Genomic DNA, 14,007 nt, shown 5'->3' with positions numbered 1-14,007 from the left:
ATCCGGAGGAGGGCGCAGACGGCCGGCATCGAGGGCATTTGGGAGGAAGCTCATGGCAATGGCACAGACCGCCGGCAGAACTGGCCGCGGCATGACGCGAGAGGAGAAGAAGGTGATCTTCGCCTCTTCGCTCGGTACCGTGTTCGAATGGTACGATTTCTATCTCTACGGTTCGCTCGCCGCCTTCATTGGCGCGACCTTTTTCACGCAGTATCCGGAAGCGACCCGCAACATCTTCGCGCTGCTGGCTTTCGCTGCCGGCTTCCTGGTGCGTCCGTTCGGCGCGCTGGTGTTCGGCCGCATCGGCGACCTTGTCGGGCGCAAATACACATTCCTCGTCACCATCCTGATCATGGGCCTGTCGACCTTTCTGGTCGGTGTCTTGCCCGGAGCGGCGACCTGGGGCATCGCGGCGCCGATCATCCTGATCGCGCTGCGCATGCTGCAGGGACTGGCGCTTGGCGGTGAATATGGTGGTGCCGCGACCTATGTCGCCGAACATGCGCCGGATGATCGCCGCGGCTACTATACCTCGTGGATCCAGACCACGGCGACGCTTGGCCTGTTCCTGTCGCTGATCGTCATCCTGGTCGTGCAGAGCTGGCTCGGCAAGGATGCCTTCGCGGCCTGGGGCTGGCGCGTCCCGTTCATCCTGTCCTTCGTCCTGCTCGGTATTTCGGTGTGGATCCGGCTTTCGCTGTCGGAATCGCCGACTTTCCAGCGCATGAAGGAAGAGGGCAAGGGTTCCAAGGCGCCGCTTTCGGAAGCCTTCGGTCAGTGGAAAAACGCCAAGATCGCCATTCTGGCGCTGCTCGGCCTCACGGCTGGTCAGGCTGTTGTCTGGTATTCCGGCCAGTTCTACGCGCTGTTCTTCCTGCAGAACGTGCTCAAGGTCGACGCCTACTCGGTCAACGTCATGATCGCAGTGGCGCTGGCGCTCGGCTCGATCTTCTTCGTCGTGTTCGGCTGGCTGTCCGACAAGATCGGCCGCAAACCGATCATCATGGCAGGCCTGGCGCTGGCCATCGTTACTTACTTCCCGCTGTTCAAGGCGCTGACCTGGGCGGCCAACCCGGCTCTGGCTACCGCGCAGCAGAACACACGGGCGACCGTGACCGCCGCCCCGGGCGACTGCAAATTCCAGTTCAACCCGGTCGGTACCGCCAAGTTCACGACATCCTGCGATATCGCCACCGACTTCCTCACCAAGAACTCGGTGCCGTATGACGTCGTCACCACGGCGGCACCCGGTACCGCAGCCTCAGTCAAGATCGGCAATGAAACCGTCGAATCCTACGACGCTGTTGCCGCCGGGGCCGACGCTGCAGCGAAGAATGCCGCACTCACGAAGGCACTCTTCAACTCGTTGCAGGATGCGGGCTATCCATTGAAGCGGGATCCTGCAAAGGTTGTCGACCAGAAGCTCGATGCGCTGGTTGCCTCCAATCCGAAGCTGGCTTTGGATGCCGCGGCTATCCGCGGCGGCGACAAAGCGACATTGCCGGTCGCACAGGCAATCAAGGACAAGCTGATCACCGCCGAGGAAGCAGCCGGTGCCACCGAATTCGCCGTCTACACCGTTCCTGGTGCAGGCGCATTCAAAATGGTGGCCGATCCGGCACAGGTGAACTGGCCGATGGTCATCGGTATCCTGTTCATCCTCGTCCTCTATGTGACGATGGTGTACGGTCCGATCGCGGCGATCCTGGTCGAGATGTTCCCGACCCGCATCCGCTATACTGGCATGTCGCTGCCCTATCATATCGGCAACGGCTGGTTCGGCGGTCTGCTGCCGGCGACCGTATTCGCGATGAGTGCGGCAAAGGGCGACATCTACTACGGTCTCTGGTACCCGATCGTGATCGCAGCGATGTCGCTTGTCATCGGCATGCTCTTCGTCAAGGACACGCTGGGTACGGACCTGAACGCCAAGGATTGAGCGACCGGTCAAACTGCCAACGCCAACGAAAAGGCCCGGCGTGGGGAACCACGCCGGGCCTTTCACTTGCATTGCTTGTCGGTACCCTGTTCAGGCCTCTGTCAGCTCCGGCTTTTCCGCCAGGAGGTCGCGCACCAACGGGATCACCTTGGTGCCGTAGAGCTCGATCGAGCGCATCATTTGTTCATGCGGCAGCGGGCCGGACGAGTATTTCATCTGGAAACGCCGGGCGCCCAGCGCCTTCACCGTCGCCGCGATCTTGCGCGCCACCGTCTCCGGCGAGCCGACATAGAGAGATCCACGTTCCACTTCCGATGTGAAGTCGGCGCGGGTGGCTGGCGGCCAGCCACGCTCGCCACCGATGCGGTCGCGCATCACCTTGTAGTGCGGCCACAGCTCTTCAGCCGCCTGCTCGTCGGTGTCGGCAACATAGCCCGGCGAATGCACGCCGACCGGCAACGTCGCTCCACCAAGCTGGTCGAGCGCTTGATGGTAGAGGTCCACATAGGGGCGGAAGCGCTTCGGATCGCCGCCGATGATGGCCAGCATCAAAGGCAGATTGTAGCGTGCGGCACGCACGACCGATTCCGGGCTGCCGCCGACACCGATCCAGGTCTTCAAGTTGCCATTCTCGATCGGCGGATAGACCGATTGATCCTTGAGCGGCGGCCGGATGGAACCCTGCCAGGTGACTGGTTCGCCCTTGCGGACTGCTGCGAACAGATCGAGCTTTTCGGTGAACAGGGTCTCGTAGTCGTTGAGCCGGAAACCGAACAGCGGGAAGGATTCCGTGAAGGAACCGCGACCAAGGATCACTTCCGCGCGCCCATTCGACAACGCGTCGACGGTGGAAAAGCGCTGGAAGACACGGATCGGATCGTCCGAGCTCAGCACGGTGACGGCCGAGCCCAGCTTGATGCGACTGGTGCGCGTGGCAATGCCAGCCAGTACCGTCTCCGGCGCGGAGACGGCGAAGTCGTCGCGGTGATGCTCCCCAACGCCGATGAAGTCGATGCCGACCTGATCGGCGAGAACGGCTTCCTCGACGAGATTGCGGATCACCTTGGCCTGCGGCAACAGCTTGCCGTCGGCGCCAAGCGTGACATCGCCAAACGTGTCCAGTCCGAATTCAACTTTGTCGGTCATGTCATCCCCATGTTGGGCCACCGGCGCGATCCGAGAGAGCGGGCGCCGGGCCTCCTCTGGCCACCGGTCTATCGGTGACGGATTGTCCAATTCGGTGAGTGAGATAGGCGAGGCGGACTGGGTTGCCCATTCATTCGGGGAGCACGCACCGTTCACTTTCGGTTGACGATAGCGCGGCAACACTCGCGGCAAATTCGGCGCGGACCCATTCAGCAAAGATGTGGGCAGGTTCGCTGAGCCCCGAAAGGCTGCGCGCGACGAGGAAATAACCGCCGGAATTGAGCTCCGCTGAAAAAGGCCTGACCAGCGTGCCGGCGGCGAGTTCATCCTGCATGTAGAGGAGATCGACCAGGGCCACGCCATGGCCAAGCAAGGCAGCTTGCTTGGCCAGCGCCATATCGGCATACATCGGCCCCGGCGCCAGCACCTCGGCCTCCTCTTCGCCGGCGAGCCGAAACCAGTTCTTCCAATGTTCGCGGCTTTCTTCGTGCAACAAGGTGAAGCGGCGCAGATCGCCAGGCTTTGCGATTGCAGGCCCGCCGGCGAGCAGGGACGGCGCAAGCACAGGCGTCTCGAGCGCATGGGCAAGGCGTTCAGCTTCCGTGTTCGGCCAGCTTGTGTTGCGGAAGGAAAAGCGCAAGGCGAGCTCGGCCTGGTCGGCGCGGAACTCGATCAGTCGCGGATCGACATCGAGCACGACATCGATGTCGGGGTTCATGCGCCGAAAACGGTCCAGGCGCGGGATCAGCCAGCAGGCAGCGATGGATGCATCCGAACTCACCCGTGCCGTCCGGGTCTGACCGCGGCCGGCGATCTCGGTGAGCATTCTTTCGATGCCGTCGAAACTGGCGCTCAGCTGGGTGAGCAACGCCTTGCCGACCTCTGTCAGAACGACCTTGCGATGCAGGCGCTCGAACAGTGGGGTGCGGAGTGTGGTTTCAAGCTCACGGATCTGGCGACTGATGGCTGCCTGCGAGACGTGCAATTCCTCGGCAGCCCGGCTGAAACTCGCATTCCTGCCTGCCGCCTCAAAAGAGCGCAAGGCTGTGAGCGGCAAACGACTGCGCTTCATTCGCATAACCTCAGGTTATCCTAATGCGAAAATATACTCGTTTGAAGGCAGGCGCCAGAAGGCGTTGAATCCGGTCATGAAACAGACACGCGAAACCGGAGTGAATGTGATGTCCGAGGTCATCCAGGCGCTTCTCGACGCGCTGAAGGTTGCCACTTTCCAGACGTTGAACAGACCACCCCAGCGTCAGGATACTTACCTGCGCACGCGGCCTGAGCGGCGCGGCAAGCCACAGCGACGACATGCAGCGCCGTGATGATGAGCCGGAACGTCAATCGTCGGTCGAAGACTGATCGCCCAGCCAGTAATGCGGGCCGGGACCAAGGGCTCCGGCCTTGTCGTGTGGGTTGACCAATCGGCAATATTCCAGAGACAGGCAGCCGCAGCTGATGCATTGCGCAAGGCCAGTCTTCAGCCGTTCGAGCTCGGCGATGCGCTCGTCGATGCGGGCCGACCAGGGGCCGGAAAGCAGTGACCAATCGGCGCCCTTCGGCACGTGGTCGGTCGGCAGCTTCTCAAGCTCCGAGCGGATTTCGGCAAGCGACATGCCGAGGCGCTGGGCAAAGACGATGAAGGCAAGCCGCCGCAAGGTGGCGCGGGTGAAGCGGCGGTGGCCTGAGCCTCTGCGCTCGGACTGGATCAAGCCACGTTCCTCGTAGTAGCGCAGCGCCGAGGCCGCCACGCCGCTGCGGCGTGAAAGCTGATTGATGGTGAGCGTCGTTTCCATTTCGATCTTTTTGCATGCTTTGCCCTTGATTTCAAGTTTACTTGAACTTGTAGGACGCCAATCACGCCAGTGGACAGCTGGCTCGGATAGCGCCGCCAAGAGGACAAAGAGCGATGAACATGCAGATTTTGAACACTCCGGACATCCGCAAATTCACGGCTGCCTCAGCGCAGGACTGGATGGAATGGTCCGGTGCAAAGCTGGTCGATGTGCTCAATGAAGATGAGGTGCCGACGGCCAAGCTCGGAGCGGTTGGCTTCCTGAGGGCGCCGCGCGGCGCGACGAGCGATTTCATTTTTGCCTATGACGAGGTTCTGGTCGTCACCAAGGGCCGTTGCACGGTTGCGAGCCGAGACGCGTGGCAGACGGCGGGGCCGGGCGACGTGTTCTATCTCCCGGCCGGTACGCCTGGATCGTTCAACGCCATCGAGGATGTGGAACTGGTCTATGTTGCATCCTCTCCGTATGGCGCCGTCAACCGCACCATCAGAGCGGTTCTGCTCGATGCGGCCGAGTGAGCGGGCCATGTCGGAACGCATCGTGCAATTGGCTAGCTTCGACATTCGCCCTGGCAAGCTCGAAGTGTTCAAGCAGGCTATCCGCAAGGCCGTTGCCTTCGCCGAGAGCCAGGGGCCTCAGCTGGCCGTCGAAACCTATATCGACGAGGATTCCATGCGGGCAAGCAGCCTCCAGATCATGCCGAGTTCGCAAGCCGTGCTTACGCATTGGAAGATGGCGGATCCCTATATTCGCGACGTGATGGAAAGCTGCATCATGCGCCGGCTCGACGTGTACGGCGAGCCGAACGAGGAGGTGATGCTCGGGCTGCTTTCCCTCATCGAACAGGGCATACCCGTCACCGTCACGCCGGCCTTCGTCGGCTTCCGGAGAGGACACCACTAGAGCGTTTCCGTTTTTCACGGAAACACGGAAACGCTCTAACTCTTTGTTTTTTCGTAATTCCGGACGGAAAACCGTTGCGCACTTTTCCTGGAATTGCTCTAGCTTACTTGTTGCGAAACCCGCCAGAGCGCGCCATCTAGAGCGGATGAATTCGCGAGCGCGACACCCGCAATGACAGGCGAAGCAGACGGCCACAACTGCGGCCACCGGCATGCAGTCACCCGCGGTCGCAACTGGCCTGGCCCTTGGCGCAAGACCCCGGGCAGGCTGGCCGGGACGGCTTTTGTTCGGACCTACCAGCTCACGCTTTCCGGTTTTGTCGGCAATACCTGCCGCCATCTGCCGACCTGCTCGGAATATGCCTATGAGGCCATCGCCAGGCACGGCCTGTGGGCTGGTGGCTGGATGGGGCTGTTTCGCGTCATGCGCTGCGGCCCAGGCGGCACGCACGGCATCGACAATGTGCCAACGACACTCGATGCCCGCTACGCCTGGTATACGCCGTGGCGCTACTGGTCGATTGGCCGCAAGGCTGGCGAGCGGCCAAATCGTTAAAAAACCACCCACTTTTCGTTAATGAATCCTATTCAATAGTGGCAACGGATTTCACGCGGCGGGCCTGTTCCGGCGGGTGGGGCCGCCGTCGCTTTTTCAATCACACATGCTCCCTCGGGGACGTCTCTACATTTCACGGAGCGATCATGCCGGTCATCAATAAATGGCTCGGGCGCAAGGTCTTTGCGACCTCGCTGACCTTCAGCGCGGTTTTCCTGAGCGCGGCAAGCGCAATGGCCGATGTGTCCTGGGCGGTGCTCGACACACGAACCGGCAATATCCTTGGCCACGAAAACGCCGGCAAGCGTCACGCGCCGGCTTCGCTTGCCAAGATGATGACGCTCTATCTGACCTTCGAGGCAATCCAGAAGGGAAAGCTGACCTGGGACGACAAAATCGTCTTCTCGAAAAATGCGTCAGCCAAAATCCCCATGAAGCTGTGGATCAAGCCCGGCCGGAGCATCAGCGTGCGCGATGCCGTCAACGGGATGATCGTGATTTCGGCCAATGACGCGGCGACGGCAGTCGGCGAACATCTGTCTGGATCGGAAGCTGCCTTCGCGCGACTGATGACCAAACGCGGTCGACAGCTGGGACTTCGAAACACGATCTTCGCCAACCCGTCCGGATTGACCGATCGGACCAGCCAGTTGACGACTGCCCGCGACATGGCGGTGCTCGGCATGGCGCTGGAGCGGGACTTTCCGAAACTGTTCGGCCTGTTCTCGCAGCCTTCTTTCGTCTTTCGCGGCAAGCGTCTGAAAGGCCACAACAATCTGATGTATCGCTATGCCGGCGTCGACGGCTTGAAGACCGGATATACGGCCGTTTCGGGCTACAATCTGGTGTCGTCGCTTGGGCAAGGCAAAGGGCATTTGATCGGCGTCGTGCTGGGCGGAAAGACGGCCCGGAGCCGCGATGCCAAGATGGAAGCGTTGCTGAAGCGCTTCAGCACGAAGGGGGCCGTTACCGCGCCGCCGCTGGTAGCCTCGAATGCGCCGGTGCCGACACGCAGGCCGAAACGACCTGTCGCACCGTCTGAGACGATGGACGAAGTGGCGATCGAACAGGGCGACGGCGACACGGAAGTCGCGCTCATCCCGTCAGCCTGGCAGATTCAGATCGGCGCGCTACCCAGCCAGACAACCGCCGAGGCGTTGTTGGGCAAGGCGCAGAAATTCGTTCGTTCGATCCATGGGGAAGCAGCCGGCCAGATCATGCAGGCTGAGGCGCACGGTACCACGTTCTATCGTGTTCGTTTCGACGGCTTCGAGGATGCGAAAACGGCGGGTAAAACCTGTGCGGCGCTCAAACGGCAGAAGTTCGACTGCATAACGGTCAAAGCCAACTGAGCGCTGGATCGCGTGGTGCGAGCTTCTTCCTCGAAGAGCTGCCTGGGCCGGTCAAATTCAAATAAGGCTGTCAGGCGATCCGATTTGATCCAGCGTGCGGCGTTGCTTTGTCAAAGCAGCTCCGTTTCGCTTTACGTCGGCTGCAACTGCCCCTAAAAGACCGCTCGCCGCCGGGCGTCATCCGGCACAACACCACCCGCGTTCGTATGCGGGACTGGATAGGAGAAGACCATGGCAAACGTTTCCCTCACATTCCCCGATGGTTCCGTGCGCGACTACGATGCCGCGACGACCGGCGCCGAGCTCGCCGAATCCATCTCCAAGTCGCTGGCCAAGAAGGCGGTGGCCTATGCCGTCGACGGCACCCTGCGCGACCTGTCGGATCCGCTGAAGGCTTCCGGCAAGATCGAGATCGTCACCCGCGACGACCCGCGCGCGCTGGAGCTGATCCGTCACGATACCGCCCACGTGTTGGCCGAGGCGGTGCAGGAATTGTGGCCGGGAACGCAGGTCACCATCGGTCCGGTGATCGAGAACGGCTTCTATTACGACTTTGCACGCAACGAGCCGTTCACGCCGGAGGATTTCCCCGTCATCGAAAAGAAGATGCGGGAGATCATCCAGCGCAACAAGCCCTTCACCAAGGAGGTGTGGGACCGCGATCGCGCGAAAAAAGTGTTCCGTGACAAGGGCGAAGGCTACAAGGTCGAACTGATCGACGCCATTCCTGAAAATCAGGACCTGAAGATCTATTTCCAGGGCGACTGGTTCGACCTTTGCCGTGGTCCGCATATGGCTGCCACCGGCCAGATCGGCACGGCCTTCAAATTGATGAAGGTCGCCGGCGCCTATTGGCGCGGCGACGCCAACAACCCGATGCTGACGCGCATCTATGGCACCGCCTGGGCCGACCAGGCGCAGCTCGACCAGTATCTGCACATGCTGGAAGAGGCCGAGAAGCGTGACCATCGCCGCCTCGGCCGCGAAATGGACCTGTTCCATTTCCAGGAGGAAGGACCGGGCGTCGTGTTCTGGCACGCCAAGGGCTGGAAGATGTTCCAGAATCTGATCGCCTACATGCGCCGCCGCCTTGGCGACGACTATCAGGAGGTCAATGCCCCTCAGATCCTCGACAAGTCGCTGTGGGAGACTTCGGGTCACTGGGGTTGGTACCAGGAGAACATGTTCGCGGTGAAGTCCGCGCATGCCTTCACCCATCCCGATGATCCCGACGCCGACCAGCGCGTCTTCGCGCTCAAGCCGATGAACTGCCCGGGGCATGTTCAGATCTTCAAGCATGGCCTGAAGTCCTACCGTGATCTGCCGATCCGTCTTGCGGAATTCGGCAGCGTGCACCGCTATGAGGCTTCCGGTGCCCTGCATGGATTGATGCGCGTGCGTGGCTTCACGCAGGACGATGCGCATGTCTTCTGCACGGAGGAGCAGCTGGAATCCGAGATCCTCAAGATCAACGACCTGATGATGTCGGTCTACAAGGATTTCGGCTTCGACGAGGTGGTGGTGAAACTCGCCACGCGGCCTGAAAAGCGCGTCGGCACCGACGCCATGTGGGATCACGCCGAAGAAATCCTGAAGAATTCGCTCGCCCGGATGGCGCGGGAAGACAACCGGATCAAGACCGGCATCAACGAGGGTGAAGGCACGTTCTACGGTCCCAAGTTCGAATACACGCTGAAGGATGCCATCGGCCGTGAATGGCAGTGCGGTACTACGCAGGTGGACTTCAACCTGCCCGAGCGGTTCGGGGCCTTCTACATCGGACCGGATTCGGAGAAGAAGCAGCCGGTGATGGTCCACCGCGCCATCGTCGGCTCGCTGGAACGCTTCCTCGGCATCCTCATCGAAAGCCACGCCGGTCACTTCCCGCTGTGGTTCGCGCCGCTGCAGGTGGTGGTGGCGACGATCACCTCGGAAGCCGACGACTATGCCCGCAACGTCGTCGACAGACTGAAGGCAGCCGGACTGTCCGTGCAGGCGGACCTGCGCAACGAGAAGATCAACTACAAGGTCCGCGAGCATTCGCTGACCAAGGTTCCGGTCATTCTCGTCTGCGGCAAGCGCGAGGCGGAAGAACAGACGGTCAATGTCCGCCGGCTTGGCTCCCGTGACCAGGAATCGCTGTCGCTCGACGAGGCGATCGCCCGTCTGGTCGACGAGGCGACGCCGCCGGATCTTAAGCGCACGAAAACGGCCTGATCCGGGAAGCGGCGGTGGCTCGATCCACCGCCGTTTTCCCATAGACGTCATGTTGGCGTCATCCAACACGCTTAACGACAGAACATGCTGAGATCGCGCGAAAGACCGTTTCCGGAACTTTCCTACGCCAATGCCGGCCAGCCGGCGTTTACGCGCTGGTTCATTCGCTCGGTCGAGGGGCTTTCGGGACGTGACCGCTTTGCCGCCCTTTATGATCTCTGGCGCCGCAACATCGTGCCGACGGGCGACCGTGTCTTCGGTCGGATGCTCGACCTGATCGATGTCCGTGTACGCTGTGACGACCAGTGGCCGCCCGCCAATCTGCCGGATACCCCGCTGGTGATCGTCGCCAACCACCCCCTTCGGCATCGGCGACGGCATCGCCGTGCTGTCGCTGGCCGAAAAACTCGGCCGGCCATTCAAGGTGATGATCCACAAGGATCTGCTGCGCATCCGCGAGATGGAGCCTTATTCGCTGCCCGTGGACTTTTCCGAGACCAAGGAAGCGGTGAAGGCCAATATGGCGATCCGCCACGAGGCGATGCGCCTGTTGAAGGAAGGCGTGACGATCGTCGTCTTCCCGGCGGGCGGCGTCGCCACCGCGCCGAAAGGTTTCGGCCGCGCCCAGGACCTGCCGTGGAAGATGTTTCCGGCTCGGCTGGTGCAGGAGGCCAGAGCATCGGTCATCCCCATGCATTTTTCCGGGCAAAATGGCCGGCTGTTCCATCTGGTCAGCGGCCCGATGAACCTGGCTGAGCGGGAAGGGCGCCTGGCACGCTTCGTCGGCAAGGCCTCGCTGACGCTTAGAATTTCGCTGCTGATCCGGGAATTCGCCCGGTTGGCTGGCCGCTCCATCGATGTGAAGATCGGCAAGGTGCTGACGCCGGAAGAGTTCGATCCTTTGCGCGATCGCAAGGTTCTGCTGGCAAGGCTCCATCGCGCCGTCTTCGACCTGGCGCCGGTCGAACCTGCTCACCGCGTGAAATTCCTGCGGCGGCGTTTTCGCCGTGCAGCCGCCTGATCAGGGAGATCAGTCGGCGCCCTCGGCCGGGTCGATCGCCGTCGCTTCGGAGGCGACAACCTCGATCTCGCCGTTCTTGCCGGCTTCGACCGTCAGGTCCTTCTGGTAGATGCGGTCGCGATTCTTGGCAATGACCGTATAGTTGCCTTCCGCCAACACCATCGGCGCGAAGGCGCCGACGGCTTCCTTGAGCGAATCGCCGGATTCGTTGAGCACCGACCACGACGTATCGGCCAGCGCTTCGCCGCCGGCCTCGCGCACCAGCTTCAAGGTGATTTCAGCCGCCCGATGTTCGACCGTCGCCTCGGTCAGCTTGCCGGCCTCCACGCGGATGTCGGAGCGGATGACGGCATTGACCGAGCCATACGTCGAGACGACGTTGTAGACGCCGGCATTCAACCGCACGACGGAGTTCGGCTGCACGTTGGGGATGATGAGTGCCTTTTCGTCGTCCTTGCCGGAGCGCGACTCATAAATGGAAAAACGCAGCTTCTCGCGTGGAATGCGGATACCGCCGGCCAGCGTGGCGTCGAGCTTCAGTCCGCCGGCATCGAGAACCATGCTCTCGCGCTTGGCGTCGCGCCCGACGGTGATGCGTTTAGTGGCACCGGCGCGGCCGTAGGAAGCATGCACCAGGTAGCTGCCAGGCTGCAGCTGGAAGGCCGCCGTGCCGCCTTGAGCGGAGGCGACCAACGGCAATTTGCCGTCGGCGCCCGGTTCGGGGAGGAAGACGCGCCAGACCAGGCCGCGTGTGATTTCCTCGCCCTTGTCGGTGAGTTGCGCACTGAGTGTGATTTCGCCGTCGCCGCGGGCAAGCTGCGTGCCCGCATGCGGGGGCGCATAGGTCGAAATGCCGGGCAGTTTGAGATTGTCGAGCGAGTCGGGATCCTTGGCGCCGGCAGCCGACGACAGAGCCATGCCGAGCGCGGCTCCGAAAACAGTCAGCGAAAGTCGGCGAAGCCCGGCGAACATACCTTGCGTTGAAGCCCAAGCCGGTGGCAATTTCAAGGCTGAAGAGTCTGGCAGGGATGCCTCGAGGCTCTTTTCCGGTGCAGTTTGCGCCGTTGCCAGAGCAGCCGATGCCCATCGCGCGCTTCAGCCAATCGAATTTCAGGAGAACCGCGCCATGACGCAACCGATCCTCGACTACCTGCTGACCCGGAATTCCGCGCCCATTCCGGAGCTGAAGGCACCTGCGCCCTCGGATGCCGAAATCGCCACCATCATTGCGGCGGCTTCGCGTGTGCCGGACCACGGCAAGCTGGAGCCGTGGCGTTTCATCCTCTACCGCGGCGAGGCGCGGGTGGATGTCGGCAAGAAACTCGCCGCGCTGGCGGAAAGTCGCGAGGGGCCGCTCAACGACGTTCGTCGCGATCAGGAACTCGCCCGCTTCTCGCGTGCGCCGTTGGTGATCGGTGTGGTGTCCGTGCCGAAAGCGCATCCGAAGATCCCGGAATGGGAGAAATTCCTCTCCGGCGGTATGGCGGCGATGAACCTGATGATCGCCGCCAATGCGCTGGGTTATGGCACCAACATGATCAGCAACTGGTATTCCGATGTGCCGGAAGGCCGCGCGATCCTGGGGTTAGCGCCTGAAGAGCGCGTCATCGGCTTCGTTCACATCGGCACGTTTTCCGGTACGGCGCAGGAACGGCCGAGGCCGGATGTTTCGACGCTTTACGCCGACTATGCGGGACCTTGGAACGCCGGCTAGCAGCAAGCTAGGTGCTGACGCCCGCCGCCTTGGCACGCGCCAGCAGGCGCTCGGCCAACCGCAGATGCGGGCGGTCGTACATCTTGCCTTCTATGCCGACGACGCCGGGATTGCCGGCGGCGGCGAATGCCGCGACGATGGCGGCCGAGCGTTCGACAGCCTCCCTGGATGGCGTGAACGCTGCGTTGATCACGGGCACCTGGGCTGGATGGATGGCCATTTTGGCGGTGAAGCCGTCGCGCTCGGCCTCGAGGCATTCGGCCTCGAATGCAGCCATGTCGCTGAAGTTTGGAAACACGGTATCGACCGCTGCGACTTCGGCGGCGGAAGCAGCGAGCAGGGTCATCGTGCGGGCAAGGCGAAAGACATCGGTGTAGCGGCCATCGTCGTCGCGCGCCGTGCGGGCACCGATCGCTGCCGACAGATCTTCCGCGCCCCAGGTCAGGCCCGACAGGCGGCTGCTTGCGCCGGTATAACTGGCGGCAGCCAGCACGCCCGCCGCCGTTTCGGTGATGATCGGCAGGATGCGGATCGCGCCGTCTGCCAGGTCCGCACGCGCTTCCTGGACACGCAGCTTGGCAGACAATTGCTGGATATCCTGCCCGCTGTTGGATTTCGGCAACATGATGCCGTCAGGCTTCGAGCGGACAACCGCCGCCAGATCGTCGTCGGTCAGCCCGGTGGTCAGATCGTTGACGCGAACATAGATGATCGCTTTCGTATCAGCGCGGTGCTGGGCGATGTACCCGGCCGCGACCTCGCGTGCGGCCACCTTGTTCTGCGCCGCGACAGAGTCTTCCAGGTCGACGATGACGACGTCGGCCTGTGAGGCGAAACCCTTTTCCAGCTTGCGTTCGGAATCGCCGGGAACAAACAGCAGGGAGCGCATCAGGCAGGCCTCTTCAGCATCATCGCCTGCCGGAGGCATTTGGCGACCAGCACATTGTCCTGATTAAAAGCACGATGCTCGAGTTCGACAATGCCGCGATCGGGCTTCGATTTCGATTCACGCACCGAGACCACGGTCGTCTCGACGCGGATCGTATCGCCATGGAACACCGGGTGGGGAAACGTGGTTTCCTTCATGCCGAGATTGGCGACTGTGGTGCCGACGGTGAGGTCGTTGACCGCGATGCCGATCATCAGGCCGAGCGTGAACAGGGAATTCACCAGCGGCTTGCCCCATTCGGTCTTGGAAGCGAAATCAAAATCGATGTGCAGCGGCTGCGGATTGAGCGTCATGACCGAAAACAGCATGTTGTCGCTCTCGGTCACTGTTTTGCGCAGCGTGTGCTGGAAGTTCCGACCGACGGTGAATTCTTCCAGATAGAGACCAGGCATGACGATCCTCCGTTTCCTGC

At 61.9% G+C, this 14,007-nt stretch carries 14 protein-coding genes and 1 pseudogene; 9 read left to right on the top strand and 6 right to left on the bottom strand.

Features of this window, described 5'->3' with window-relative positions; genetic code table 11:
- The first annotated feature begins 52 nt into the window (after window positions 1–52).
- Window positions 53–1,939: an MFS transporter gene (locus AO692_RS16645; protein WP_054311142.1), complete on the top strand. Its 1,887-nt coding sequence runs from the start codon at window positions 53–55 to the stop codon at window positions 1,937–1,939.
- Window positions 1,940–2,029: 90 nt separating this feature from the next.
- On the opposite strand, the gene AO692_RS16640 is transcribed toward AO692_RS16645, so the two are convergent.
- Together AO692_RS16640 and AO692_RS16635 are read right to left on the bottom strand one after the other, a co-directional pair.
- Window positions 2,030–3,085: an LLM class flavin-dependent oxidoreductase gene (locus AO692_RS16640; RefSeq protein ID WP_054311141.1), complete on the bottom strand. Its 1,056-nt coding sequence runs from the start codon at window positions 3,083–3,085 to the stop codon at window positions 2,030–2,032.
- A 130-nt stretch (window positions 3,086–3,215) separates the two neighbouring features.
- A complete protein-coding gene (locus tag AO692_RS16635; RefSeq protein WP_054311140.1) occupies window positions 3,216–4,157 on the bottom strand; it encodes a LysR substrate-binding domain-containing protein in 942 nt (313 codons plus the stop codon).
- 76 nt (window positions 4,158–4,233) lie between these two features.
- Here AO692_RS16635 and AO692_RS16630 point away from each other — a divergent pair, with 76 nt between their 5' ends.
- Window positions 4,234–4,413 (top strand): hypothetical protein, encoded by a 180-nt coding sequence (locus tag AO692_RS16630; RefSeq protein ID WP_054311139.1) that lies wholly within the window; start codon window positions 4,234–4,236, stop codon window positions 4,411–4,413.
- A gap of 15 nt (window positions 4,414–4,428) precedes the next feature.
- Here AO692_RS16630 and soxR read toward each other — a convergent pair whose 3' ends face one another.
- Window positions 4,429–4,884, bottom strand: coding sequence for a redox-sensitive transcriptional activator SoxR (soxR, locus tag AO692_RS16625; protein WP_054311138.1), 456 nt, complete (start codon window positions 4,882–4,884; stop codon window positions 4,429–4,431).
- A gap of 113 nt (window positions 4,885–4,997) precedes the next feature.
- On the opposite strand from soxR, the gene AO692_RS16620 reads away from it, so the two are divergent.
- From AO692_RS16620 to AO692_RS16595, 6 genes and pseudogenes are all read left to right on the top strand, one after another.
- Window positions 4,998–5,402 (top strand): AraC family ligand binding domain-containing protein, encoded by a 405-nt coding sequence (locus AO692_RS16620; RefSeq protein WP_054311137.1) that lies wholly within the window; start codon window positions 4,998–5,000, stop codon window positions 5,400–5,402.
- A gap of 7 nt (window positions 5,403–5,409) precedes the next feature.
- Window positions 5,410–5,787 (top strand): hypothetical protein, encoded by a 378-nt coding sequence (locus AO692_RS33155; RefSeq protein ID WP_054311136.1) that lies wholly within the window; start codon window positions 5,410–5,412, stop codon window positions 5,785–5,787.
- A 171-nt stretch (window positions 5,788–5,958) separates the two neighbouring features.
- Window positions 5,959–6,342 (top strand): membrane protein insertion efficiency factor YidD, encoded by a 384-nt coding sequence (gene yidD / locus AO692_RS16610; RefSeq protein WP_054311135.1) that lies wholly within the window; start codon window positions 5,959–5,961, stop codon window positions 6,340–6,342.
- Window positions 6,343–6,488: 146 nt separating this feature from the next.
- Window positions 6,489–7,694: a D-alanyl-D-alanine carboxypeptidase gene (locus AO692_RS16605; protein WP_054311134.1), complete on the top strand. Its 1,206-nt coding sequence runs from the start codon at window positions 6,489–6,491 to the stop codon at window positions 7,692–7,694.
- Window positions 7,695–7,925: 231 nt separating this feature from the next.
- Entirely contained in the window at window positions 7,926–9,911 is a 1,986-nt protein-coding gene (thrS, locus tag AO692_RS16600; RefSeq protein WP_054311133.1) for a threonine--tRNA ligase, read from the top strand.
- Between the two features lie 84 nt (window positions 9,912–9,995).
- Window positions 9,996–10,932, top strand: a pseudogene (locus tag AO692_RS16595) (lysophospholipid acyltransferase family protein).
- 9 nt (window positions 10,933–10,941) lie between these two features.
- Here AO692_RS16595 and AO692_RS16590 read toward each other — a convergent pair.
- Window positions 10,942–11,850 (bottom strand): hypothetical protein, encoded by a 909-nt coding sequence (locus tag AO692_RS16590; RefSeq protein ID WP_161808076.1) that lies wholly within the window; start codon window positions 11,848–11,850, stop codon window positions 10,942–10,944.
- Between the two features lie 208 nt (window positions 11,851–12,058).
- Between AO692_RS16590 and AO692_RS16585 the strand changes: the two genes are divergently transcribed.
- A complete protein-coding gene (locus AO692_RS16585) occupies window positions 12,059–12,646 on the top strand; it encodes a nitroreductase (protein WP_054311131.1) in 588 nt (195 codons plus the stop codon).
- Window positions 12,647–12,653: 7 nt separating this feature from the next.
- Here the strand turns inward: AO692_RS16585 and AO692_RS16580 are convergent, their stop codons facing one another.
- Together AO692_RS16580 and AO692_RS16575 are read right to left on the bottom strand one after the other, a co-directional pair.
- Window positions 12,654–13,535, bottom strand: coding sequence for a CoA ester lyase (locus AO692_RS16580; RefSeq protein ID WP_054311130.1), 882 nt, complete (start codon window positions 13,533–13,535; stop codon window positions 12,654–12,656).
- The gene (locus AO692_RS16575) at window positions 13,535–13,987 is read right to left on the bottom strand and encodes a MaoC family dehydratase (protein WP_054311129.1); all 453 of its coding nucleotides are present in this window, start codon (window positions 13,985–13,987) and stop codon (window positions 13,535–13,537) included. The genes AO692_RS16580 and AO692_RS16575 overlap by 1 nt, the downstream gene beginning before the upstream one ends.
- Window positions 13,988–14,007 lie beyond the last annotated feature (20 nt).

It is taken from the genome of Mesorhizobium sp. 1M-11, assembly GCF_001303895.1.
Lineage (GTDB): Bacteria > Pseudomonadota > Alphaproteobacteria > Rhizobiales > Rhizobiaceae > Mesorhizobium.
Note: the sequence above shows the minus strand (reverse complement) of the source record. Positions and strands in the feature narration are given on the sequence as shown.